Annotated in this window: 16 protein-coding genes; 12 read left to right on the top strand and 4 right to left on the bottom strand. The window is 42.2% G+C overall.

Annotation, left to right across the window (positions count from 1 at the left end; translation table 11 throughout):
- Positions 1 to 404: 404 nt before the first annotated feature.
- Positions 405 to 1,754, bottom strand: a complete 1,350-nt coding sequence (locus V5739_RS01035) for a DEAD/DEAH box helicase (RefSeq protein ID WP_423819310.1) — start codon at positions 1,752 to 1,754, stop codon at positions 405 to 407.
- A 124-nt stretch (positions 1,755 to 1,878) separates the two neighbouring features.
- On the opposite strand from V5739_RS01035, the gene V5739_RS01030 reads away from it, so the two are divergent.
- The 8 genes from V5739_RS01030 (at position 1,879) to V5739_RS00995 (ending at position 13,768) form a co-directional block, all read left to right on the top strand.
- Positions 1,879 to 2,415, top strand: coding sequence for an NADPH-dependent FMN reductase (locus V5739_RS01030; protein WP_423819309.1), 537 nt, complete (start codon positions 1,879 to 1,881; stop codon positions 2,413 to 2,415).
- A gap of 8 nt (positions 2,416 to 2,423) precedes the next feature.
- The gene (locus V5739_RS01025) at positions 2,424 to 3,734 is read left to right on the top strand and encodes an anthranilate synthase component I family protein (protein ID WP_423819308.1); all 1,311 of its coding nucleotides are present in this window, start codon (positions 2,424 to 2,426) and stop codon (positions 3,732 to 3,734) included.
- A gap of 25 nt (positions 3,735 to 3,759) precedes the next feature.
- On the top strand, positions 3,760 to 5,103 hold the full coding sequence (gene tilS / locus V5739_RS01020) for a tRNA lysidine(34) synthetase TilS (RefSeq protein ID WP_423819307.1): 1,344 nt from the start codon (positions 3,760 to 3,762) through the stop codon (positions 5,101 to 5,103).
- Positions 5,100 to 7,109 carry a cytochrome c biogenesis protein CcdA gene (locus V5739_RS01015; protein WP_423819306.1) on the top strand — a complete coding sequence of 670 codons (2,010 nt, stop codon included), beginning with the start codon at positions 5,100 to 5,102 and terminating at the stop codon, positions 7,107 to 7,109. The genes tilS and V5739_RS01015 overlap by 4 nt, the downstream gene beginning before the upstream one ends.
- A gap of 66 nt (positions 7,110 to 7,175) precedes the next feature.
- Positions 7,176 to 9,044, top strand: coding sequence for a CocE/NonD family hydrolase (locus tag V5739_RS01010; RefSeq protein ID WP_423819305.1), 1,869 nt, complete (start codon positions 7,176 to 7,178; stop codon positions 9,042 to 9,044).
- Between the two features lie 118 nt (positions 9,045 to 9,162).
- Positions 9,163 to 10,995 (top strand): DUF885 domain-containing protein, encoded by a 1,833-nt coding sequence (locus tag V5739_RS01005; RefSeq protein WP_423819304.1) that lies wholly within the window; start codon positions 9,163 to 9,165, stop codon positions 10,993 to 10,995.
- The gene (locus V5739_RS01000; RefSeq protein ID WP_423819303.1) at positions 10,992 to 11,972 is read left to right on the top strand and encodes an aldose epimerase family protein; all 981 of its coding nucleotides are present in this window, start codon (positions 10,992 to 10,994) and stop codon (positions 11,970 to 11,972) included. Before V5739_RS01005 ends, V5739_RS01000 begins: the two co-directional genes overlap by 4 nt.
- A gap of 119 nt (positions 11,973 to 12,091) precedes the next feature.
- Entirely contained in the window at positions 12,092 to 13,768 is a 1,677-nt protein-coding gene (locus V5739_RS00995) for a sodium/sugar symporter (RefSeq protein ID WP_423819302.1), read from the top strand.
- A 122-nt stretch (positions 13,769 to 13,890) separates the two neighbouring features.
- Here V5739_RS00995 and V5739_RS00990 read toward each other — a convergent pair whose 3' ends face one another.
- Entirely contained in the window at positions 13,891 to 14,931 is a 1,041-nt protein-coding gene (locus V5739_RS00990; protein WP_423819301.1) for a UDP-glucose--hexose-1-phosphate uridylyltransferase, read from the bottom strand.
- A gap of 5 nt (positions 14,932 to 14,936) precedes the next feature.
- Entirely contained in the window at positions 14,937 to 16,097 is a 1,161-nt protein-coding gene (galK, locus tag V5739_RS00985) for a galactokinase (protein ID WP_423819300.1), read from the bottom strand.
- Between the two features lie 104 nt (positions 16,098 to 16,201).
- On the opposite strand from galK, the gene V5739_RS00980 reads away from it, so the two are divergent.
- Together V5739_RS00980 and V5739_RS00975 are read left to right on the top strand one after the other, a co-directional pair.
- Positions 16,202 to 16,927, top strand: a complete 726-nt coding sequence (locus V5739_RS00980; protein WP_423819299.1) for an NUDIX hydrolase — start codon at positions 16,202 to 16,204, stop codon at positions 16,925 to 16,927.
- An 82-nt stretch (positions 16,928 to 17,009) separates the two neighbouring features.
- Entirely contained in the window at positions 17,010 to 19,382 is a 2,373-nt protein-coding gene (locus V5739_RS00975) for a glycoside hydrolase family 2 TIM barrel-domain containing protein (RefSeq protein ID WP_423819298.1), read from the top strand.
- Positions 19,383 to 19,546: 164 nt separating this feature from the next.
- On the opposite strand, the gene V5739_RS00970 is transcribed toward V5739_RS00975, so the two are convergent.
- Complete coding sequence (locus V5739_RS00970) at positions 19,547 to 22,246, bottom strand: glycoside hydrolase family 20 zincin-like fold domain-containing protein (protein ID WP_423819296.1); 2,700 nt, start codon at positions 22,244 to 22,246, stop codon at positions 19,547 to 19,549.
- 464 nt (positions 22,247 to 22,710) lie between these two features.
- Here V5739_RS00970 and V5739_RS00965 point away from each other — a divergent pair, with 464 nt between their 5' ends.
- Together V5739_RS00965 and V5739_RS00960 are read left to right on the top strand one after the other, a co-directional pair.
- Complete coding sequence (locus tag V5739_RS00965) at positions 22,711 to 23,850, top strand: sialidase family protein (protein ID WP_423819295.1); 1,140 nt, start codon at positions 22,711 to 22,713, stop codon at positions 23,848 to 23,850.
- Between the two features lie 52 nt (positions 23,851 to 23,902).
- On the top strand, positions 23,903 to 25,564 hold the full coding sequence (locus V5739_RS00960) for a beta-N-acetylhexosaminidase (RefSeq protein ID WP_423819294.1): 1,662 nt from the start codon (positions 23,903 to 23,905) through the stop codon (positions 25,562 to 25,564).
- The last annotated feature ends 189 nt before the right edge of the window (positions 25,565 to 25,753 follow it).

Raw genomic sequence — 25,753 nt, 5'->3', positions numbered from 1 at the left:
TAGACAGCAGTTGTTTCGTTCTGCTCATTCCGATATTAGGCTATTAGGGGGAGTAAGTTAAAATTAGGATAAATTTTTAATAACTCAACCATCAAAATACCAGATTTTTACAAAATATCTTACATATACCCGGAAGCTGCGTACCTACTGTGTTTTCTCACAGAAAAAATTTTCAATTTATTTGCTCAGCTTGTAAAAATCTGCATCAATAGGGGAGGTGTAGCATGTTACTTGTTAGTTTACAATAAATTAAATATCCTCTCTTAGAGAAGATAAACGTCAAATTTTTTGGATTAGAGGTGCAGGGTATCCGTAGATCTTCCCTGGATAATCTTACAGTGGCTTAACTATTTATTAAGAAAATCTTATCTTAAAACAGGACCATTAAAAATGTAGAATCGAGTCTATTTTTTCTTCTTGCGGTTGTAGTTCTTGTCGCCGCGGGTCTTTGGTTTCTTGTACTTTTTCTTGATCTCCCGGCGATAGGATCCGCCTAAGTTCACTTTTTTATTCTTCTCCTTTTTGTCGTGAAAAGCAGGGCCCGGTTGATCTTCATCTGAAGATTTATTCGGATTGTAAATTTCATCAGATTTGGGCTGTTCTTCCGGAATGAGTTCTGTAGATACTTCCACAGCATCGGGTAAAGGTTGAAAAGAGATCCTCAGGTCCATCAAAGATTCTATCTTCTCAAGATCTTCTGTTTCCGAAGGAGTTGTGAAAAGTATGGCGTGTCCTTCTTTCTCGGCCCTACCGGTACGGCCAATGCGGTGTATGTAATTTTCTGGGTAGGCAGGAGTATCAAAGTTAATGACGTGGCTCACCTGTTCAATATCGAGACCACGTGCCATAACGTCTGTAGCTACGAGTATGCGGCAAAATCCGTCGCCAAACTGCCTTATGCTCCTCAAACGGTAGTTCTGGGTCTTGTTGGAATGGATCACGGTACATTCTTCGGGGAAAAGAGGATCGAGGTTTTGAAAAAGCCGATCGGCTATTCTTTTGTTCCCAGCAAAAATGAGCACCTTGTGAAAGGTTTCTTTATCGGCCAGCAGGTGTTTTAGAAGATTCACCTTGGTGTAAAAGTTTGGAACTTCAAAGCCTTCCTGGTTGATGTTTTCCAGCGGGGCACCACTGGCGGCTACCGATACAGTTTCGGGATTTTTATAGTTTTCCTGAATCAGTTTATCTACATCGGCAGTCATGGTGGCCGAGAACATAATGTTTTGCCTGTTGGCCGGGAGCAGCTCCAAAATATTCGTTAGCTGAAACCTAAAGCCCAAATCAAGCATCACATCAACTTCATCTATCACCAGCTTTTGAACAGATTTTAACTGCAGGTCGCGGTTAATGGCAAGATCATAAAGTCTTCCCGGTGTAGCAACCAAAATATCCAATCCCTGGGCTACCAGTTGTTTTTGAGTATTAATGTTGGTGCCACCGTAAATACCAAGAATACGTGTGTTTATGTACCTGGTAAGCTTTTCAAGTTCTTCTGCAACCTGCACCACAAGCTCACGCGTAGGTACCAGAATGAGGATCCGCGGGTTCTTTTGTTCAGAATATTTCAGGGTCTTTAAAAGGGGAAGAAGGTATGCAAGGGTTTTTCCTGTACCTGTCTGGGCAATTCCCACCATATCCCTTCCCGAGAGAATTACAGGTAAAGATTGCTCCTGGATTGGGGTAGGAGTAGAGATCTTTTGATCTTCAAGTGCATTTAATAAGGGAGTAGTAAGGTTGAGGTCCTGAAAAGTCACGCAGTAAAATTTAAGGGGCAAAGTTAAACTTAAATTATTGAAAGCCTATGGGTTTTGTTTAAGCTAAGGCTATCTTTATTTCTTCCCGGCCTATTTTGTATTTTTGACTGCTAATTTTACTACTATGACAAAGATCCTGGCTTTTGCCGGCTCCAGCAGCCCAACATCTATCAATCACCAGTTAATACTCAATGTAACCCGGCGAATTTCAGACCATCAAGTAGAGGTGCTCGAGCTTAACGAGCTGGATATTCCTCTTTACAGCATTGTAAAGGAAAAAGAAGGCTTCCCTGAACAAGTGAAGTTTATTTATAAAAAAATTGTTGATGCTCCTGCTCTAATTATAGCAGTGAATGAGTACAACTCCAATGTTTCAGGGTTTTTCAAGAATATTATCGACTGGCTGTCACGGGTGGAAAAGAACTTTCTCGCCGACAAGAAGATACTTTTAATGAGTACCTCACCGGGCAAGCGCGGTGGTGCCTCGGCTTTAGAATACTGCAAGAACCAGTTTCCGCGTTTTGGAGGTGAAGTGGTAGAGAGCTTCAGCCTGCCGCAGTTCTATGAAAATTTTGATTCCGAAAAAGGTGTAGTGATCAATGAGATTTTCGACCTGGGCATCATTGATGTGATCACTTCTTTTTCTCAAAATATTAAGTAAGCAGCGGAGTGAGGATATCCAAAAAGGTCAAATTTGACAAAGATTTTCCCATTAAAAAGGCGCTGTTGCACTGGGCCCGCCAGTACAATGAAGTGGTGTGGCTAGACAGCAATGAACATAAAGACGGCTACTCTAATTTTGAGGCTTTACTCGCCGTAGATGCCTTTACAGCCATACAAACTGATGCTTCGGAAGCTTTTGACAAGCTGAAGGAATATCAGGAAACCACTGCCGATTGGATTTTTGGGTATCTCACTTACGATCTCAAAAATGACGTGGAACACCTGAAGAGCAACAACTACGACGGACTCTTTTTTCCTGAATTGTTCTTTTTTCAGCCGAAGAAGATCATTACTTTAAAAGGAAATGAACTCGAGCTGAATTATCTCGGGTTAGTAGATGATGAGCTGGAAGAAGACCTGGAACAGATCCTTCAAAAAGGGCATTTTCAGGAGGAAATTTTTCCGGTGGTGAAAAATGAGATCAGGCTAAGTCCGCGAATCTCAAAAGAAGCTTATTTGCTGAAAGTTCAGGGAATGTTGGGGCATATTCAGAGGGGAGATATCTATGAAGCCAATTTTTGTCAGGAATTCTATGCTGAAAGTGCCGTTTTTGATCCATTTCAGAAATTTTCAGCCTTAAATGATATTTCCAAACCTCCTTTTGCCACATTTTTCAGAAATAACGATCATTATTTGCTATCAGCTTCGCCCGAAAGATACCTTCAGAAGAAAGGTGATCAATTAATTTCCCAGCCCATAAAAGGAACTGCGCCCAGAGCCCTTTTTGATCCCGAAAAAGATAAAGAACTTGCCCTGCAGCTTGAAAGAGATCCTAAAGAAAGATCTGAAAATATCATGATTGTAGATCTGGTTCGCAATGACCTTTCAAAAACAGCAAAAAAAGGCAGTGTTGAGGTAACCGAACTTTGCAGGGTGTACAGCTTTAGGCAGGTGCACCAAATGATATCTACTGTAAAAGCAAGGCTGGAGGAAGGTATACCTGCAGTTGAGGTGCTGCGCACTACTTTTCCTATGGGGAGTATGACGGGAGCTCCCAAGATCTCGGCCATGGAGATCATTGAAGAGCTGGAAGAGACCAGGCGTGGCCTGTATAGCGGGGCGGTAGGATATTTTGATCCTGCAGGCGATTTTGATTTTAACGTGGTTATTCGCAGTATCTTATACAATCAGGCCTCTAAATACGTGTCTTTTTCGGTAGGTAGCGCCATCACGTCGCGTTCTATCCCCGAAAATGAATATGAAGAATGCCTGGTAAAAGCGGCAGCATTGAAAAAGGTGCTGGAGGAGCACGATTAAAGGGAATTCTTCAGAAAAAAGAGTATTGCAACCCATCCATTTTGATATCTTTGAGCCTATGCTGTCAAAGTTCAAAAAACACCTTGAGGAACAGTTCCCTAAAACCCTTACACGCAAGATACTTCTTGCCGTGAGTGGCGGTGTAGACAGTGTGGTGCTGGCCCATTTGTGCCGGCAGGCAGGTCTTGACATAGCTCTTGCCCACTGCAATTTTAACCTGCGGGGAGAAGAGAGTGAAGGCGACGAATCTTTTGTTCTGGAACTTGCAGATGCGTTGGAAACCGAAATTTTTATTGAAGGTTTTGAAACTGAAGCTTATGCTGCCGGAAAGAAAATTTCCATTCAAATGGCGGCAAGGGAGCTAAGGTACAATTGGTTTAGGGAGCTGCGAGAAACATTACAGTTCGATTATATTTTTACAGCCCATCACGCCAATGACAATCTTGAAACTGTTCTCATCAACCTTATAAGAGGAACAGGACTGGAAGGCCTCACGGGAATTCCAGATGTTAATGATTGTGTTATTCGGCCGTTGTTGCCTTTCTCGCGGGAGGAAATAGAAAAATACGCTCGTGGGCAGGAGCTTCAGTGGCGTGAAGACAGCAGCAATGCATCTACCAAATACTTCAGGAACAAAGTTCGGCTGGAGGTGATCCCTACGTTGCTGGAAATGAATCCGCAGTTATTGGAGAGTTTTTCTAAAACCCGAAGTCATCTGCAACAAAGTTCCCGGCTTATTGAAGATTATGTTTCGGTGATTTTTCCGAAGGTCGCAAAGCAGGAAGAGTACGGCTATTCTTTTAAGGTTAAATTGCTGCAGGCCCTTCCCAGTACAAAAGCCGTGATGTACGAACTTTTTAAATCTTTTGGCTTTACCGAATGGGAGGATGTGCACGGCCTGCTGGAGTCACAACCCGGAAAAATCGTCTACTCAAAAACCCACAGGCTTATAAGGGGGCGGGAAGATTTACTGCTCACCGTTGTTTCCCCGCTGGAAGATAAGATCTATACCATCAAAGAAGATGAAGAAGTGGTGATGCTGCCCATGGGTACTTTTCAGTTTGAACCGGCAGAAGAGCTCGAAAAAAGTGATGCTAGCGTCATCTTTCTTGTTCGGGACAAGCTGCAATTTCCCCTCACTGTAAGAAAGTGGCAGCAGGGCGATTATTTTTATCCGTTTGGGATGAAAGGGAAGAAAAAAATAAGCAAGTTTTTCAAAGATGAGAAGTTATCTTTGCCACAAAAAGAAAATTGCTGGTTGCTGTGTTCGGGGCAGGAAATTGTTTGGGTAATAAACTACCGTGCCGATGCACGTTTTGCTGTTGAAGACAGTACACAGGAAATTCTGAGATTAAGTTACACACCATGAGATTACCGATTCTTTTAATTGTTTTCTTTTTAAGTTTTTTTAATGCTGAAGCCCAGATCTTTGACCCCAATAACCTGGGGCAAGGCATGGAAGACCCTATTGAATGGGAGGCCAGGGTAGAGCAGGAGAACGATTCAATATACCAGCTCGTATTTTCGGCATTTTTGGAACCCGGCTGGCACCTCTATTCCCAAGAGGAAGTGAAGATAGACATTGCACCTATTCCTACAGCTTTTACTTTTTCTGAAGCTCCCGGAAAATATGAGCTCGTGGGGCCTACCGTTGAGCCCGATGTTCCTGCGCTATATGATGCGGTGTTTGAAGCCGACATTACTTACTTTGAAGGGGAAGCTGTTTTCAAACAAAAGATCAAAGTGCTGGATTCAACTGATCTGTTGATCACTGCGGAAGTTTACTTTTCGGTTTGTGACGATGAAAAATGTCTTCCGCCCGAAACAGAGCGGTTTACTTTCAACATAGGAGAGAATCAGGTAGAAGAAGGTTTTACAGATCTGGAGGTTTCAGATAAAGATCAGCGGCTTACCGAAGCTTTGCATATTGATGTAAAAGGTGTGGGCGGAGTAGATATTGCTGACGAAAAAGGGCATAATTACACCACCATTTTTTTCCTTGGTTTCATTGGCGGACTTATCGCATTGCTTACCCCTTGCGTCTTTCCTATGATTCCGTTGACCGTTTCCTTCTTTACAAAAGGAGCAAAAACCCGCAGAAAAGGACTTGTTAATGCAATCATGTACGGCGTATTTATTTTTCTTATTTACCTATTGCTCAGTTTGCCGTTCCACCTGCTGGATTCGCTTGATCCCGGCATCCTCAACAACATTTCTACCAACACCACATTGAATATTGTTTTCTTTGTGATCTTTATATTTTTCGCCTTTTCATTTTTTGGGTATTATGAGATCACCCTGCCCAGTTCCTGGAGCAACAAAATGGACGACAAGGCTTCCAGCTTTGGAGGGGTTATAGGTGTTTTCTTTATGGCGCTTACCCTGGCGCTGGTATCTTTCTCCTGTACAGGACCCATTTTAGGATCTCTGCTGGGAAGTTCCCTTACTACCGATGGTGGTGCAATTCAATTATCCTTCGGGATGGGAGGCTTTGGGCTGGCCCTGGCGCTTCCGTTTGCATTGTTTGCACTTTTTCCCAACTGGCTCAATTCGCTGCCAAAAAGCGGTGGCTGGCTTAATTCGGTCAAGGTTGTGCTTGGTTTCATCGAACTGGCACTTGCATTCAAGTTCCTTTCCAATGCCGACCTGGTGCAACACTGGGGGATTCTAAAAAGGGAAATTTTCATTGGCATCTGGATCGTTGTAGGCATAGGTTTACTGCTCTATCTCTTTGGAGTGCTGCGCTTTCCTCATGATGGGCCAAAATCGAAATTGGGTAAGGGAAGGTTGCTGCTGGGGATTGCAACCCTCGCTTTTGTGGTCTACCTCGTGCCCGGCCTCACCAACACGCCTGCAGCCAACCTTAAGTTGCTTAGTGGTTTCCCACCACCTTTATTTTACAGCGTCTACGAAAAAGAAACCGAAGGGCCTTTAGGTTTAAAAGCTTATAAAGATTTTGATGAAGGCGTTGCGGCAGCAAAAGCTGAAAATAAACCCATACTTCTCGATTTTACCGGCTGGGCCTGTGTGAACTGTCGAAAAATGGAGGAGCAGGTTTGGAGTGACCCTCAGGTTTTTGATCTTATGCAGGATGAATTTGTGCTCATTTCCCTTTATGTAGATGACCGCAAAGAGCTGCCCCAAGATCAAAAGTTTAACTATCAGAAGCCTACAGGAGGTATAAAGAAGATAGAAACCATAGGAGACAAATGGGCTACTTTTCAAACCCTTAACTTCCGGAATAACTCCCAGCCGTTCTATGTTTTGCTAGATCACAACATGAACATGCTCAATCAACCGGTTGGATATACGCCAAATTCAGAAGAGTTTGCAAACTGGTTAAGTGAAGGTGTAGAAGAATTTAACGCCCAGTAAAGTTTACCGGCAGCAGGTTTTTGAAAGGAATTTCTATCTTTAGGGACTTCAAAACTTAGCTTACAGATGAAATTTTTCAAAATTTATTTCCTGCCGGTGCTGTTTGTGCTGGTTAGCAGCCGTGGATTAGCACAAACCGCAACCGAATATGAAGTCAAAGACCACTACACCAAAAAGGAGGTGGTCATTCCTATGAGAGATGGTACAAAGCTTCATACCACCATCTTTTCCCCAAAAGATACTTCAAAGGAGTATCCAATTCTCATGACCCGCACGCCATATAGCTCAAGGCCGTATGGAGAAGGGCAGTTCCGGTCACAGTTAGGGCCCAACGAATATTTGATGAAGCAGGGGAATATCTTCGTGTACCAGGATGTGCGTGGCAGGTGGATGAGCGAAGGCGTGTACGACAATATGCGGGCTTTTATTCCGAAGAAAAAAGGAAAACAGTTTGATGAAGCCAGCGATACTTATGACACTGTAGAGTGGCTGGTGAAGAATGTTAAGAACAACAATGGTCGTGTTGGCCTTTGGGGTATTTCCTATCCCGGTTTTTACGCCACTTATTCCCTTTTGGCCAATCACCCGGCAATAAAAGCGGTTTCGCCACAGGCTTCTATCGGGGATTTCTTTTTTGATGATTTTCACCACAACGGTGCCTATATGTTGAGCTACTGGAGGGCTACTCCTGTTTTTGGATATGAAAAAAATACGCCCAGCGATACTGCCTGGTATTCTTTTCCCGAGCTCAATACCAAAGATCAATACCAGTTCTTCCTCGATGCGGGGCCTCTTAAAAATCTCGATAAGTATTACGGAGAAGACAATGTTTTCTGGCAACAGCTTAAAGAACACCCTAATTACGACGAGTTTTGGCAAAAACGCGGAATTGTACAGCATTTAAAAGATATAAAACCTGCAGTGATGGTTGTGGGCGGCTTATTTGATGCCGAAGATCTTTACGGGCCGTTCAATATTTATGAGTCCATCGAGAAGAATAGCGACACTTATAATATGCTTGTAATGGGGCCCTGGAGCCACGGCGACTGGGCTCGTAAAAAAGATCGGCAGGCTATTGGGAATGTGTATTTTGGAGATAATATTTCTGAAAATTATCAGAAGGAAGTGGAGACCCTCTTTTTTAACCACTTTTTAAAAGGAGAGGCTGATGAACCTCTTGCGCTTCCTGAAGCTTATATGTTCGATACCGGCTTGATGGAGTGGAAAACCTATGAAGCCTGGCCTCCAAAAATGGCAAAAAAGAAGGCCTTTTACCTTGGCGATGACCAGCAGCTCGTTGAGCAGGGGCAGGAGTTGCAACAGGCTCATGATGGTGCCGAAACATTCATTAGCGACCCCAATAAACCCGTGCCTTATTCTGAAGATATCAAAATGGTCTTTACTCCGCGGAAGTACATGACCGATGATCAGCGTTTTGCTGCACGCAGGCCCGATGTGCTCGTTTATGAAACTGAAGTTTTAGAGGAAGACCTCACTTTGGCCGGAGAAGTGCTGGCAAAATTGCAGGTGGCCACTACCGGAACAGCGGCCGACTGGATTGTGAAAGTTGTTGATGTTTTTCCGCCCGATGCCGAAGATTTCGAAGAAACACAGGATTATCTCTCTATGAGCAATTATCACATGATGGTTCGCAGCGAAGTGATAAGAGGCAGGTTTAGAAACAGTTTCTCCAATCCCGAGCCTTTTGAACCCAACAAGAAGACAGAAGTAAACCTGCAACTTCAGGATGTTCACCACACCTTTAAAAAAGGTCATAAGTTACAAATTCAGGTGCAAAGCAGCTGGTTTCCGTTAATCGACCTTAATCCGCAGACCTACGTAGACAATATTTTTGAAGCCGAAGAAGAGGATTTTCAAAAGCAGGAACACAAAGTCTATCACGATTCCCAGATTATTTTCTCGGTGCTGGAATAAATTACTGAGGTGTCAAAAATGCCATTTTTGACACCTCTTTTTCTTTGACTGTGCCGCTGTAGGATTGCAGTTTATTTACTATTTTCAACATTCATTTTCAGGATCAAATTTAGTGCCCATGAAGATCAAAATCATCAAAAACCTGCTTTTACCTGTCATTATTCTGGGCTTTTCTGCCTGCAGGAATGCTTCAGAAGAAGCAGAAATCACTTCGGAAGAAATTCAGCAGGAAACAGCACAATTAAATCTCTTTTTTGAGGAAGAATTTCAGAAGGAACTTTCCGATTCTCCCATGCTGCAAACCCGCCTCGGAATAAAAACGAATTATGATTCCTGGGACGATTTTTCGCACTTACGCTATGCCGAAGACCTTAAAAAGGCAAGGCAAAGGCTCACTTTTCTTAAAGATGAAATAAATCCTGAAGCTCTTGAAGGGCAGGCAGCACTCAGTTATAAACTCTATCGCCAACAGCTTGAAAACGAGATTGAAGATTACGATTTCAGGCTTTATAACTACCCGGTGAATCAAATGTTTGGGGTTCATGCGCAGTTGCCGGCATTTTTGATCAATATGCATAAGATCGATTCGGTAAGTGATGCAAAAGCATACCTTGCCCGGCTCAACAAGATACCTGCAGTAATAGACGATGTAATAAAAGGGCTTGAACTACGGGAAATGAACCAGATTATGCCGCCGGCTTTTGTGTTTGCACAGACGGTTGAGGCTTCCCAAAATCTGCTGAAAGGGCGCCCTTTTGAGAAATCGGCCGAAGCAAGCACTCTTTTAGAAGATTTTCGCAGTAAAGTGGAAAAGCTGGAGGTTCCGGAAGCTCAAAAAGATAAATTGATCCTGGAGGCTCAGGAAGCCCTGCTTACTTCAGTTAAACCGGCTTACGAAAACCTGATTGCAAAGCTAAAGGATCAGCAACAGCGTGCTACAGCCGATCATGGTGCGTGGAAATTTCCGAAAGGAAAAGCCTTTTATGAGAATGCATTAAAAAGAACTACCACTACCGGTTTATCTGCTGAAGAGATCCACGAAATTGGCCTTAGCGAGGTGGCGCGTATTCATAAAGAAATGGAAGATATTATGAAGCAGGTGGGTTTTGACGGCAGCCTGAAGGATTTTTTCCAGTTTATGCGTGAGGATGACCAGTTTTACTATGAAAATTCAGAAGAAGGCAGGCAGCAGTATTTAGCCGAAGCCAAAGCGGCAATTAATAAAATGAAAGGGCGTCTCGACGAGCTGTTTATAACGCAACCCGAAGCAGATATTGTTGTGAAGGCCGTTGAGCCTTTTAGGGAGAAAAGTGCAGGGAAGGCATTTTATCAGCAGCCTGCGATAGACGGCTCCCGCCCGGGAACTTACTACGCCAATCTTTATGATATGGAGGCTATGCCCACTTATCAGCTGGAAGCGCTTGCCTATCACGAGGGCATACCCGGGCACCACATGCAGCTTGCCATTGCCCAGGAACTGGACAGTTTGCCGATGTTCAGGAAATTGGGAGGTTATGGAGCCTACGTTGAAGGCTGGGGCCTTTACAGTGAATTGGTGCCGAAAGAAATTGGTTTCTATGAAGATCCATATTCCGATTTTGGAAGACTGGCTATGGAACTCTGGAGATCTATCAGGCTGGTGGTTGACACCGGAATTCATTCTAAAAAGTGGACACGTGATGAGGCTATAGACTACTATGTTCAAAATTCCCCCAACGCCGAAAGTGATGCAGTAAAAATGGTAGAGCGGCACATAGTAATGCCGGGGCAGGCTACTGCCTATAAAATTGGAATGAACAAGATCCTTGAATTGCGGGAATACGCAAAGAAGGAATTGGAAGAAGATTTTGATATTCGGGAGTTTCATGAGGTAGTCCTTACCAACGGGGCTGTTCCATTGAATATACTTGAAGAACTGGTTGTAGAATGGGTTAATAATAAAAAAGCTTGAAAACAAAAGACACGGCCGAAGAGTTAATGCTCTTAAGGCTTAAAAATCAAACAGGAACAGAACTGGAAATCCTCAATTTTGGAGCTACGATCTTCAGTTTAAAGATTAATAGTACAAATGTAATTGTAGGGCCTTCCCGTCCGGAAGATTACCTCTCTGAGGCCTACCACCAGCAGGGAAAATACTTTGGAGCGACTGTGGGCCGCTATGCCGGCCGAATCTCTAAAGGGCAATTTACCCTTGATGGGGAAAGCTATAAACTTTATGAAAAGAATGGGGTGCACCTTCACGGAGGTAACTGCGGATTTTCTTATAAATTCTGGAAACTCATAGAGCAGGGAGAAGAGCATAATCCATACGTGGTGCTGGAATATTTTTCTCCTGATGGGGAAGAGGGCTACCCCGGAAATCTTACAGTTAGGGTAAAATACACGCTTACAGAAGAAAACGAGGTGAGTATAGCTTATTCGGCAAAAACAGATAAAGACACTGTGGTGAATATCACTAACCACGCATATTTTAACCTGAATGGTAGTGGTGATGTGAATGGTCACCGGCTCCAGATTCCTGCAGATGCATTTCTTGAGCCCGATGCGCAACTGGTGCCAACAGGAAAGATGACCGGTGTGACGGGTACCGAATTTGATTTTAGGGAGGTAGCATTAATAGGAGAGGTGCCGTTAGATACCGTGTATCAATTGAACGGGAAGGGAGAAAAGATCTTTCTGAAAGGAGACAAATCGGGAATAAAGCTGGAGGTAGAAACCAATCAGCCGGCCGTAGTGGTTTACGTTCCCGAAGATCTGCCTACAGATTGGGAATATTCTACAGAGGTAGGATCTGAACGCGCTGCAGTATGTCTTGAGACCCAAAAATTTCCAGATGCCCCGCATCATTCCCATTTTCCATCGGTAAGATTAAATCCGGGAGAAACTTATGAGAATAAGACCAAATGGAGGTTTACAATCGGTTCATAACTTTAACTGTATTGCGTACATTTATTCTGATTAATCTATTATATTTAACAAAATTTTAGTAGGCCACGACCTGCGTGGTTGTGGCCTGCGATCACTAATTCTCCTTAAATTTTGGTTTTATGGAATTTGCATTACTCGATAAGATAATTTTTGCCTGCTATGCATTGATGATCATTGGGATAGGACTATGGGTCTCCCGTGGCAAAGGAAAAACTTCAGAAGATTACTTCCTGGCAAGTAAGTCGCTTCCATGGTGGGCTATTGGTACTTCGCTTATTGCGGCCAACATTTCCGCAGAACAGTTTATTGGGATGTCGGGTTCCGGTTTTGCGATTGGGCTGGCTATTGCTTCATACGAATGGATGGCGGCTATTACGCTTATTATTGTGGGGAAATACTTTCTTCCCATTTTTATTGAAAAGGGGCTGTACACCATTCCCGAATTTATTGAGGTAAGGTACAGTACGAACCTAAAAACAATCCTTGCGGTCTTCTGGATCGCACTTTTTATATTTGTTAACCTTACATCGGTACTCTACCTGGGTGCTACTGCTTTAGATACTATTGTAGGTTCGGGAGATGGATCTATCTTCCTGTATTCTATTATAGGACTTGCGCTGTTTGCAGCTGCCTACTCTTTGTATGGCGGACTCGCTGCCGTGGCCTGGACAGATGTTGTACAGGTGGTTCTTTTGATCGTGGGTGGTTTGATCACTACTTATATAGGTCTTTCTCATGTTTCTGAAGACGGCGGAATTATTTCGGGAATTGTCACCATATACGAACAGGTGCCCGAAAAATTCTCTATGATCCTTGAAAAAGGAGAGATCATTACCCCTGGCGGAAAAGATGCCTGGTGGGATCTTCCTGGTTTGGCCGTTCTTCTTGGGGGGATGTGGGTAGCAAACCTTTACTACTGGGGCTTTAACCAGTATATTATTCAAAGGACCCTTGCCGCCAAAAGTTTGCGGGAGTCTCAAAAAGGGATTATTCTTGCAGGGTTTCTGAAACTTTTAATTCCGTTGATCGTGGTTGTACCGGGAATCATCGCTTATGTGATGAACACCGGCCCCGGCGGAGCTTTTGGACCTGAATTTACAGATCCTTCTTTTGTTGCTGAAGGTGGCAGGATCATTAATGACAACGCTTTCCCTTGGCTGATTAAAGAATTTGTGCCAATTGGGTTGAAAGGGCTTGTATTGGCAGCTCTTGCGGCGGCCATAGTTTCTTCAATTGCCTCTATGCTTAACTCGACTGCAACCATCTTTACGATGGATATCTATAAACCTTACATTCAAAAAGGAGCCTCTGAAAAACGCCTTGTAACTGTAGGAAGACTTTCAGCGACCCTTGCCCTTATTATTGCCGTAATACTTGCACCCCAACTTAGAAGTTTAGGGCAGGTCTTCCAGTACATTCAGGAGTACACAGGGGTGGTTAGCCCGGGAATCCTGGCCGTATTCATGCTGGGCTTGTTCTGGAAAAAAACGACCAACAATGCAGCTATTTTTGGGGTGCTGGCTTCTATTCCTATCGCCCTCTACTTTAAAGTAGGTCCATCAGGATGGATTGATAGTCCGCTTTTCGTGGAATTGCCATTTATGCACCAAATGTTTATCACCTGGATACTTACCATGGCCATTATGATGTTGTTTAGCTATGTTGAGAATAAAGGTGCAACGCATCCAAAAGCGATAATTATTAGCAAAAGCCTTTTTAAGACAGGGCCGGCCTTTAATATTGGTGCTTTTGCGATCTTATTGATTGTAACAATGTTGTACGCAATTTTCTGGTAGATCTCTTCGGAAGTTTATAATAAAAAAAGACCATCATTTGATGGTCTTTTTTTATTTGGACGGCTTCAGAAATTTATATGAATAAAGCTGAAGAGGGTTTCAAAAATGGCATTTTTGACACCTTATTCCTGCGTGTAATGTTGGTCTGGAAGTTCCCTAAGAGTTGCTGCGGCCTGTTCAGCAGTGATGTCCCTCTGTGGGCCGGCAAAGAGTTCATATCCCACCATGAATTTTTTCACGGTTTTAGATCTTAACAGCGGTGGATAGAAAGACATGTGGAAATGCCATTCGGGATAATCGCTGTTGTTTGTCGGCTGTTGATGGATTCCCGAAGAATAGGGGAAAGAGGTTTGAAACAGGTTGTCGTATTTTATGGTGAGCTTTTTCAGGATCTCTGCATAAGCTTTTTCCTCTTCCGCAGTAAGCTGGCCAATATGTTGCATTTGCCGCCGCGGGATGATCATGGTTTCGTAAGGCCAAATTGCCCAGTAGGGCACAAGGGCAACAAAATGCTCATTTTTAACGACGATCCTTTCTTCTAATTTTAATTCCTGCTCAAGGTAGTCTCCTAAAAGGCTTCTCTTATTGCGTTCCCAGTATTTTTTCTGATGTTCGGTCTTTTTTTGTACTTCTACCGGAACAGAAAGCTGGGCCCATATTTGCCCGTGTGGGTGCGGATTGCTACACCCCATCATGTCGCCTTTATTTTCAAAGATCATCACATGGTTGATGTCTTCGCGGCTACCAAGATCGGCATATTCTTCTTTCCATTTTTGTACAACCTTAATGATATCTTCTGTCTCCATTACGGGCAGTGTGAGGGAATGATCGGGGGAAAAGCAAACTACCCGGCAAAGGCCTGTTTCAGAACTTGCCTTTAACAATCCATCTTCAAAGTCTTCCTGTGGGCCTCCCGGCAATAATGCAGAAAAGTCGTTTCTAAAAGTATATGGCTCAACATACTCTGGATTCGTGTCTCCGCTAGCCCTTTTATTTCCGGGGCAAAGAAAGCAGTCGGCGTCATAAGAAGGCCTTTTTTCTTCAGCCACTTTTTCAAGTCGCCCCTGCCAGGGCCTTTTGGTGCGGTGGGGAGACACCAGGATCCATTCTCCTGTTAGAATATTATACCTTTTGTGAGGATGAGTATTGAAATCTTCAGACATGAATATTAATTTTTGATGAGGTAGGTACCCTGTTCGGGTGATACGACTATAGCTTCAGGAGTGATGTTGAGTTCCTTTTGATATGCTTCCGAAGCAATTTTTATAAACTCTTCAATAGCGTTTTCTTCAATTAAATTAATGGTGCAGCCACCAAAGCCGCCGCCCATCATCCTCGCACCTTTAACCGGAGCATATTCGGTAGTGAGATCTACCAGAAAATCCAGTTCTTTACAGCTCACCTGGTATTCGTCGCGCAAGCCCTTGTGAGACTGGTACATGAGCAGCCCAAATTGTTCGAGGTCTTTTTGCTTCATAGCTTCTACGGCTTTAAGCACTCTTTCATTTTCTGAAACCACATAATGGGCCCGGGTGTAAAGCAGCTCGGGCAGGGTGTCTTTAAATTCGGCCAGGCGTGCCAGGTTAACGTCTCTTAGCGAGGCAACTTCGGGGTATCTTTGGTTTATAAATTTCACGGCCTCCTCACATTCTTTTCTGCGGGTGTTGTACTCGCTCGAGGCAAGGCTGTGTGAAACTCCAGTATTTAAAAGCAGCAGTTTGTGACCTTCAAAATCGGCCGGAATATAAGTAGCTTCAAGATTGCGGCAGTCAAGCAAAATGAGATGTCCCTCTTTACTTAGAATCGAAGAATATTGATCCATAATCCCGCATTTTGTGCCCACATAATTGTGTTCGGCATTCCTCGAAAGTTCGGCTATGGCCTGGCGGGAAAGATCGAGGTGAAAGAGTTCGTTCAGGCCAAAGGCTACTCCGCATTCCAGCGCAGCAGAAGAACTTATGCCGGCACCCACGGGTAGATCACTTTCAATAATGCAATCAAAACCTTCGGGATATTCCCCAAGTTTCTGTATTTCGTTGACCACCCCTAAAATGTAATTCTCCCACTCTTCATCACTTCTGGAGATTTGCCGGAGATCAAATTTTAAGTATTTCTGGTAAGTTTTGCTGTACACGTTGCAGGTGTAGGGAGTGTGGTTGGCTCTAAAGTGCAGCTTAATGGTCTTATCTATTGCTGTAGGCAGCACAAAACCATTGTTATAGTCTGTATGCTCACCAATAAGATTGATCCTGCCGGGGGCATATACCGTGAATTTTTTTTTAAAATTTCTGAAAGGTTCTGGTACGGTATCTTCCGTTATATTTTTCACAATGCTGAAAATTTAATTTTCTCAAAGTTAATAATTGTATATCGTACAATCATTTTTTAATCCGAAAAAAAATGGTTTTTTTGTAGTAAGTAATATCACTGTTAATGTGCGAAGAAAAAGAGGGGCTGCCGGCTGTCACGAGAAAGTTCTATGAGCAAAGCGAGAAGATGCTGGTGGCGACAGATTGTATCATCTTTGGGTTTGACGCCGGAAGTTTAAAGCTGTTGCTGTTTAAAAGAAGGGTTTCGCCTTTAGAAGGGCAGTGGTCGCTCATTGGAAGTTTTGTGAAGCTTGATGAAGACGTTTCGGCTGCTGCCGAAAGGGTGCTCGAAGAGATCACAGGACTCAAAGAGGTCTACATGGAAGAGCTGAAGGTGTATGGCGCTGTAGACAGAGATCCCGGCTACAGGTGTATCTCGGTAGGGCAATATGCCCTCATCAGGCTCAATGAATACGATAAAGAGCTGGTAAAAGAACATGGAGCGGTGTGGCATGATGTGAACGATCTACCTCCTTTGGTGCTCGATCATGAACAAATGGTTGCCGACGCTCTTGAAAAACTCAAAAATAAAGCCCGGTACCAACCATTGGGCTTTGAATTACTTCCCGAAAAATTTACAATTCCGCAGCTTCAGAGTGTTTACGAGGCTATTTTTCAAAGGGAGCTCGATACCCGTAACTTCCGCAAAAAAGTTTTCTCTCATAATGTGCTTGTAAAACTTGATGAAAAAGATAAATCTTCCTCAAAACGCGGTGCATTTCTCTACAAATTTGACCACAAACGCTACAGCGATCTCATAAAAGGCGGAAGCGACTTCGGCGTGCTATAAGAAATTCTTCAGAAGAAATTTTTTCTAAAAAGTCTTTTTAATTTCAAAAATAATGGTAATATTTACATTTATAAACTGCTGTATGAAACAACAGTTAAAAGCTATCATTTTAGTCTGTTTATCCCTTACTTTTTTTGGTTGCGAGTCCCTACCTCCTTCCAAAAAAGGAGGGGCACAGCAGAAGCTTCCCCGGCAGGTCATCAACTTTAACAACAACTGGAAATTTTACCGCGAAGATCCTTCAGTTTTAGCAGAAAGACCTATAGAAGAGGTGTTTTTGCCTCATTCTGTAAAGATCGAGCCTTTGGTGGTGAATGACCAGTGGCAGGGAAAATCTGTTTACAGCAAAGATTTTCCTGTTGAAAAGACCAAAAATGAGAAGTGGTTTTTCCATTTTGAAGGGGTAATGCAGGAGGCGCGCGTGAGCATCAACGACTCTCTGGTAAAGACGCACAAAGGCGGTTATCTTCCTTTTACTATTGATGCAACGCCTTTTTTAAAGAATAAATCCCAAAACAGCATACAGGTAGAGGTCATTAATGTTGATGACGCCACCATTCCTCCCGGAAAACCGCTGGCCGATCTCGATTTTAACCTTTATGGCGGCATTTATCGCAATGTGCAGCTCATAAAGACCAATCTGGTACATATTTCAGATCCTGTTTATGCAAAAGAGGTGAACGGCGGCGGAATTTTAGTGCATTTCGACAGTATTTCTTCGGAAAAAGCTTCCGGATTTGTAAAAGTGCATGTTGTCAATGATACTGAAGCTGAAAAAGAACTGAAAGTGCGTGCCATTTTTACTTCGGAAGAAGGCGTGAAAATGACATTTTTGACACCTTATAAAAAACTGGCTTCCGGCGGGGATGAACATTTTACCGCTGAAGTTTCCGTAGAAGATCCGAAGCTTTGGAGCCCCTCTCATCCAAATTTATCCCAGCTGGAAGTTGAAGTTCTGGAAGGCGAAGAAGTAATAGACCGGCAGGCCATCACCATCGGGATTAGGAAGATCGAACTTACCGGAAACGCATTTTATCTCAACGGCCAGGAATTGTACATCAATGGCACCAACCGCCACCAGGAATATCCTTACGTTGGTTACGCCATTTCTGATGAAGCCAATTATCGCGATGCCTACAAAATTAAACAGGCAGGATTTAATTTTGTGCGGCTTTCACATTACCCACATGCCACGGCTTTTTTGAAAGCCTGTGATGAGCTGGGCTTGTTGGTGATGAATGCCATTCCCGGCTGGCAGTATTTTGAGGAAGGAACATTTGCTGAAAATGCGCTACAGGATGTAAAGGATATGGTTCGCCGCGATCGCAACCATCCCAGTGTTATTTTTTGGGAGAATTCCCTGAATGAATCAGGAATGACTGAAGCATTTATGGTGGAAGCCAATGAAATCCTTAAAGCCGAACTGCCTTATGACAATACTTTTAGTGCCGGCTGGATAGATCACCCGGCTTATGACCTGTTTATTCCGGCGCGGCAACATGCGCAGCCTCCGACTTATTGGAATGACTATAACAAACCGAATCGCCCCATTCTAATTGCTGAATATGGCGACTGGGAATATTACGCGCAAAATGCCGGTTTTAACCAGAAGGCTTTTGGCGATCTTAAGGAAGAGGAGCGTACCAGCAGGCAATTAAGATCTGCCGGTGAAAAAAGGCTTTTACAGCAGGCATTGAATTTTCAGGAAGCTACGAATTCTAACTTAAAGGGCGAACAAACTATAGGAATGTCGAACTGGCTCATGTTCGATTATAACCGCGGTTATGCCAATGATCTTGAAGCTTCAGGGATTTCAGATATTTTCAGGATCCCAAAATTCAGTTACTACTTTTATAAGAGTCAGAACCCGCCATATCAGGGGAATTTTTCAGAACCTATGGTGTATATCGCCAACTACTGGCAATCCGATTCCGCAACAGATATCACAGTATACAGCAATGCTGAAGAAGTGGCTTTATACCTAAATGGCGAACTGATAGAAAAAAAGAAACCTGAACTCACGTCCTTTTCAGATGAATTGTGGTATCCGCCTTACACTTTTTCAATTCCTGAATTTGTTCCGGGGGAATTAAAAGCAATTGGATTCATTGACGGGAAAGAAGTCGCCACACATTTGGTACGCACACCGGGCGAGGTGTCAAAAATGGCACTTTCGGTAGATATTTCGGGAAAGGAGATTGCACGGGAGACTTCAGATGTAGTTTTTGTCTACGCTAAAATTCTTGATGAAAATGGAGAATTAGTTCACAACGCCAGTTTGCCGGTGACTTTTGAGATTACTTCCGGAGAAAATGCTGAACTCATTGGCGAAAATCCCGTTAAAGCCGAAGCCGGTATTGCCACGATCCTTTTAAGAACAAAAGAATTTAAAGCTCCTTTAACTATTGAAGCTAGAGCAGAGGGTGTGCCTGTTAGCAAAATTACGATCGAGTAAGTGAACCTCATTATTTTTAGGATCTAATCTCACAATAGTTCATTTTTTTTCTGCTGAAGGACTCAGCAGATGGAAGATATATCTGTAACAATAATTCAGGCTGTCATAAAATCTAGGATCATTTCCCATGAATTTCAAGACAGCTGATTTATTGATTTTCTTAATTATTTAACCACAATCTCATCTATAAAGATGAAGCCTGGTTTACCGGCTCCTGTATGCCATTCGGGTAACATTCCCTGGGAATTTATTTTTACTTTGAGAAATCTTGTCTTTAGTTTTAAAGGCCCAGAAGAAAACTCCTTAATTATTAAACCCTGATCTTTTTCATCTACAGGACTATTTGCCTGAGCTACTTTTTGGTAATTTTTTCCGTCTTTAGATGCGTGAAATTCTACATTTTTTGGCAGCATAATCCATGAAATTAAACGCTGATAAAAGTCGGCTGAAATTTCATTTACTTCAGTTGGGGCACCCAAATCAAGTACCACTTCTACATCCTGGCCGGCATAACCCTGCCAGCGTCCATCTGCAAAATTTTCTGAACCTTTGAGTCCGTCGGTTAAGCCAGCTGGACCTCCGGCTGTATAGGCAGGGTTGGCGGTGCTATAACTGCCCTTTATTTTTGGAGTAACACCCAGTGCTTTATGAACACTGAAGAATCTTGAAGAGATTTCTCCGGCTTTACCATCATTATATCCTCTTGCCTGTACCAGGGTGTTAGAATTTATACTCAGATTTCCATTATAGACGGGGGAGTCTTTCGTGGGTTCACTGCCATCAAGACTGTAGTACAATTTAGTTTGAGGGAAGAGGCTGTTCAATTCTAATTTCATTTCGCCAGGTTGAATGGCCTGCCCCGCTTTTATAAAAACATGAGTTTCTATGTCTAACAAATCCTGCGCCTGTGCATCGTATTTTTTCAGGTTTTCATTGAGCCAGTAAGCTCTGTTTTCCTCTTGCCAGGCCTGTACATATGCTATTTTTAGCAGGTGAAGTTCGTCTAGTAATTCCTCCCTTGTTTGTTTTATTAGCTTAAGGTTAACCCCTTCTTTGTTGTTATAAAGTTTCTGTAATTCTAATACAAACAGGTTCTTTTTGGCAGTGTAAGCGGTACGTTGTGCTTCCAGAGCTGCGATACTAACGGCTGTTTTATTGGTATTTACCTGCCGGGTTTTTTCCTGCAGTTCAAGCATCAACTTATTCGCTTCTTTGAGCATCGTGTGGTTCGCAGCCGCAATTGATGCTGTTTCTTCTTCGGGATAAAACTCGTAAATACTGCTCCAGGTAGAGGCATTAGCCATACTTGAAAACACGGGGATTTCTCTTAGCTGTGAAAATTTATTAAGGCTTTTCATTACACTTGACTTCCCGGTGACCCCAAAGAAGAATTGATCTACTCCCTTTTCAAATATTTCACGTCGGTTCTGTCTTTCCCGACTGGCCTGCTCTTCTTCCTGGTTTATAATGGGATTCCAGGACATTTCTGCTCCCCAAATCATTCCGTGCCAGTTAGCATTAAACAAGGTTTCGCCATCATCATCCCAGGCTGTATTTATCATTCCCATGGCACCATATTCTTTCCCGTCACGCACGTAGTTAGCGATGTTTTTAACCGCGACATCCAGGTTGGGATAGATCTCGCTCCAGCTTCTCACGCCTGGAGCTACCATGAAATCAAAACCTGACTCCTTAAAAGGTACAATAGCTTCATCAAAACTGTCTCGCGGGTCATAGCCCCAGGAGAGGATAATGAGATCTTTTGGGAGCTGTTCAATAATTTCCTGATGGTTTACCGCAATGTCTCCCCACATCATAGTGCGTTTACCGTACTTTTTCAAAATCCCGTCCAGTTTATTAATATGCATAGCATAAACGGCTTCCATTCCTAAAGAATCAACCAAATCTTTTGCTTTCCCTGAACCCAGTCCGTCTGTTTCATCGGCTCCTATATTGAAAAAAGGATGTTCATAGGCTTGGGCAGCATCGCCTAAGTAGGTTTCAAGAAACTTGTAAGTTGCAGGACTACCCGGATTTAAATTCCATTTATTGTCGGCAATATTATCGTAAAAGGGAATTTTCAGGATTTCTTCCATATGTCCGAATGCCTGTTGATTGCCTATAATGGAGACATGATATGGAGCGGCAAATTTCTCTAATTCAGTAATTTCTGCAGGGGTAAAGGCATCAGGAGGTGCGATATCGGCAAATTTTTCATTGCGAAGGGTGTGCTCGGTGTACAGGTTTATAAAATTCAGTTTATATTCTGAAAGTGTTTTAATTACATACTTTACATAATCTAAAGTAGGGATGGGACCCCGGCTAATATCATCCATCCAGCCTCGATATTCAAGGGCAGGCCAATCTAAAATTTCGGTTTCAAAAAGGGCATTTTCTTCTGATGTTTTGAGAAGTTGTTTCAGGGTTTGAACCCCATAGAAAAGCCCCTGAGAGGTATTGGCAATTATGCGGATTTTATCATCTATTTTGAGCCAGTAGCCCTGTGGGCCGATTTTCTGAAGAACTTCGGATGAAGGAAGTAAATTTTTTGGAATAGAAACAGCCCCTTCACTTGCAGAATAGAGAATGATATCAGCTTTTTTGGCTGTTTTTACAGTCGATAATTTTGCCTGTGCTTTTTCTGAAAATACTTTTTTTAATTGTTCTAATGTAAAATTATTATGAGCCGTTTCATTGGTCCAGACCCTGGAATTATTAAGATTAAAACTATGGCTGGTTTTTTGGTTTATTTTCTGAGGTTTCGGTATTAAAACCGTCTCTTGAGCCAAAACCTGCTGTGAAATTAAAACAAGTAAAAAGAATATTGCTCCCTGACTAAAAATAAACATGGTTCTCTCCTTCATGAGGTGAAGGTTGTAAGTTGAAAGTAATCTGCTATGGTTCATTCGCGATGTAGACTATAAATGAAATTCAAAAAATGACTGAGGGTGTTGTTTGGTATTTGGAGATACTTCAGGCTATCATTTTGTTTTATAAGTTTTGTAAACCTTGCTAAACTGTTAATCAAGTCCTTCTGAGTCTTTATATTTTTTACGTACTTCCTTCAGTTTTTGCACTAGAAGAAATTCACTAAAACTTTTGTTTAAATCTTTAATAAAGATAATAGTTTCTATCTACAAGTAATTCGAAAGTTAAAATAAAAAGGATACAAAAGAAATTGTTTTAAAATTTAACGGAATTTTTGAGTTAAATGCTATCTTTGAGTTTCTGAAGGTTATCTCAGGCAAAATTTTCAGGTTTTAGTTGCATCTCCACAAGAAAGATGCTTATCATGAATTTTATACCCTATATATATAAATCATCTACAATGAAAAAGCCCCTTCTTATTTTGACTTTTGCTGCTCTTAGTGCCTGCAATTCGTTCACTTCCTCTAAAACACCCAAGCCGTCACAAGAAAATATATCTAAGGATTTGGTGTTTCACAATCTTTTTAGTGCAGAAAACAATCCGGATATTTCCTGTTATCGTATTCCGGCATTGGTGACAGCTCCAAATGGAGATTTAATTGCCGCTATTGATGAACGGGTTCCTTCCTGTGCAGACCTTCGTGGTAGTGGGAATATAAATATTGTGCAGCGTAGAAGTTTCGATAACGGTAAAACCTGGACCACTAAAGAAACCGTCATAGATTTTCCCGAAGGACGGTCAGCTTCAGACCCTTCAATGATTGTCGATGAACAAACCGGAGAGATTTTCCTGTTCTACAATTATATGGACCTGGATAAAGAAAAGGATGTGTACTACTTTCATGTTATGAAAAGTAGCGACAATGGGGAAACCTGGACCAATCCTAAAGATATCACTGCTCAGATCTCAAAAGAAAAATGGCACAACGATTTTAAGTTTATTACTTCGGGCCGGGGTATTCAAACTTCAGAGGGAAGATTGTTGCACACTCTCGTAAGATTAAAAGAAGGCGTTTATTTATTTGCCAGCGACGATCATGGAGATACCTGGTTCCTTATCGATGCTCCTGTAACACCGGCCGATGAGTCTAAAGTAATACAGCTAAGTAATGGAGATTATATGATCAACTCCCGCGTGAATACAGGAGAAGGTCACCGTTACGTACATATTTCGGATGATAAAGGAAAAACCTGGAATACAAAAACCGAAGAAACCCTTGTGGATCCTGGAAACAATGCCAGTATTCTTCGTTATACTTCTGTTGAGGATGGAGACGATAAAAACAGGCTTTTATTTTCCAATTCCAATGATGCAAAAGCTCGTAAGAATTTAACTGTTAGAATTAGTTATGATGAAGGTGAAACCTGGAGTGAAGGGAAAACTATTTATACAGGTGGTGCGGCATATTCGTCGATGACAATACTTGAAAATGGTGAGATAGGAGTCTTTTTTGAAAAAGATGATTATAAAGAGAACTCTTTTACCAGCTTTTCTTTGGAATGGCTGACTAATGGAGAAGACAGTATTAACAAAGAATAAATTATTATAGAATTCAATTTTTACCGATTAAATCGTTTCTAAATTTATTGATATGAAAAATATTTTACCATTTCTACTTTTACTAATTATGATAAGCTCTTGTGAAACAGGGAAATCATACACGGAGTTTAAAGACGTTGAAAATACTCCTGAAGACTATGCCATAATACCACTTCCTGTTAAAATGAACACCGCGAAGGGCAGGTTTATAGTAGATGACAACACACACATTGTTACAGAAGATACACTATCTAAAGAGGCTGCTTTCCTGGCTGAGATGCTTTCTACAGCTTCAGGGTTTAAGATAGAAACTACAACTTCTACAGAAAAAAATGATCATGTCATTGTTCTCAAACTTGATTCTGAAATTCAGGAAGAAGAAGGTTACAGGCTGAAGGTTAGCTTTGATCAAATAGAAATTTCCGGAAAAACACCACAAGGGGTTTTTTACGGAATTCAGTCTTTACGCTTGTTAATGCCTCCATCAGCTGAAGTAGAACAAGTTGAAAGTTTGACTATCCCCGCTGTAGAAGTAGAAGATGCTCCTCAATTCTCTTATCGCGGGATGCACCTGGATGTGGGTCGTCACATGTTCCCGGTAGAATTTATAAAAAAGTATGTCGATTTACTCGCGCTACATAAAATGAACCGTTTTCACTGGCATTTAACCGAAGATCAGGGCTGGCGTATTGAGATTAAAAAATATCCGAAACTTACTGAAATAGGCTCGGTAAGAAAAGGAACTATGGTTGAAAAGAACTGGGATGAAAATGACGGAAAAGAATATGGAGGTTTTTATACCCAGGAGGAGGTGAAAGAAATAGTAGCTTACGCTGCAGCCAGGCACATTACGATAATTCCAGAAATTGAAATGCCCGGCCATGCTACAGCTGCTTTAGCTGCATACCCGGAGTTAGGGAATGGTACAGGACCTTATGAAGTGGAAACTAAATGGGGTGTTTTTCCTACAATTTTTGCTCCTAAAGAAGAAACTTTTGAGTTCCTGGAAGATGTGCTTACAGAGGTGATGGAGTTGTTCCCGAGTGAATATATACATATTGGGGGAGATGAAGCTCCTAAAAAGGAGTGGGAAGAGAGTGCACAGGCACAGGCGGTGATCAAACGTGAAGGTTTGAAGGATGAACATGAATTACAGAGTTATTTTATTCAACGAATCGAAAAGTTTCTTAATGAAAACGGTCGGCAAATTATAGGTTGGGACGAGATCCTTGAAGGTGGTTTGGCACCTAATGCCACAGTAATGTCCTGGAGAGGCTCTAAAGGTGGTATTGAAGCGGCTAAACAGGGTCACGATGTAGTAATGACCCCTAACGATCACCTGTATTTTGATTATTATCAGTCCAAAAATGAAGATGAACCCCTGGGAATAGGTGGTTTTGTGCCTGTTGAAAAAGTTTATTCTTTCAACACTGTGCCAGAAGAACTCTCAGAAGAGGAAGCAAAGCATATTTTAGGAGCTCAGGCAAATTTGTGGACAGAATATATAAAAACAACCGATCATGTAGAATACATGGTTTTACCCCGGCTCACAGCTTTATCTGAAGTGAACTGGACATCCTCTGCGAAAAAAGACTGGGAAGGCTTCCTGTCAAGACTGGAGGTAATGAAAGAGCGTTATGAGGCGCTTGATTATAACTATGCAACTCATGTATTTGAAGAGGAGCAAAATTTAACAGAAGGTAAACAACAATAACCCTACACTTGTTTGATGTGAGTCTAAAAACTCCTGTTCAGCGAAATTTTCAACTTTCGATGAACAGGAGTTTTTTTATAATATCCTGAAGCTATATGATGATAAAGAGTAAATTTTTATTTCAAAAATGGTAAATAATATTGACATTTTTGGCTCTCCATTTAACTGGGTATTCCCAGGTTACCATGC

This window comes from Salinimicrobium sp. TIG7-5_MAKvit (assembly GCF_049569215.1).
GTDB classification, from domain to species: Bacteria; Bacteroidota; Bacteroidia; order Flavobacteriales; family Flavobacteriaceae; genus Salinimicrobium; species Salinimicrobium profundisediminis.
This window is presented reverse-complemented; position numbering and strand designations above follow the sequence as displayed.

Coding starts and splice junctions, on each gene's coding strand:
- V5739_RS01005 (WP_423819304.1), top strand. CDS start 9,163: ATGAAGATCAAAATCATCAAAAACCTGCTTTTACCTGTCATTATTCTG.
- V5739_RS01030 (WP_423819309.1), top strand. CDS start 1,879: ATGACAAAGATCCTGGCTTTTGCCGGCTCCAGCAGCCCAACATCTATC.
- V5739_RS00980 (WP_423819299.1), top strand. CDS start 16,202: ATGTGCGAAGAAAAAGAGGGGCTGCCGGCTGTCACGAGAAAGTTCTAT.
- V5739_RS00990 (WP_423819301.1), bottom strand. CDS start 14,931: ATGTCTGAAGATTTCAATACTCATCCTCACAAAAGGTATAATATTCTA.
- V5739_RS00960 (WP_423819294.1), top strand. CDS start 23,903: ATGAAAAATATTTTACCATTTCTACTTTTACTAATTATGATAAGCTCT.
- V5739_RS00975 (WP_423819298.1), top strand. CDS start 17,010: ATGAAACAACAGTTAAAAGCTATCATTTTAGTCTGTTTATCCCTTACT.
- V5739_RS00995 (WP_423819302.1), top strand. CDS start 12,092: ATGGAATTTGCATTACTCGATAAGATAATTTTTGCCTGCTATGCATTG.
- V5739_RS00965 (WP_423819295.1), top strand. CDS start 22,711: ATGAAAAAGCCCCTTCTTATTTTGACTTTTGCTGCTCTTAGTGCCTGC.
- V5739_RS01015 (WP_423819306.1), top strand. CDS start 5,100: ATGAGATTACCGATTCTTTTAATTGTTTTCTTTTTAAGTTTTTTTAAT.
- V5739_RS00970 (WP_423819296.1), bottom strand. CDS start 22,246: ATGAAGGAGAGAACCATGTTTATTTTTAGTCAGGGAGCAATATTCTTT.
- V5739_RS01010 (WP_423819305.1), top strand. CDS start 7,176: ATGAAATTTTTCAAAATTTATTTCCTGCCGGTGCTGTTTGTGCTGGTT.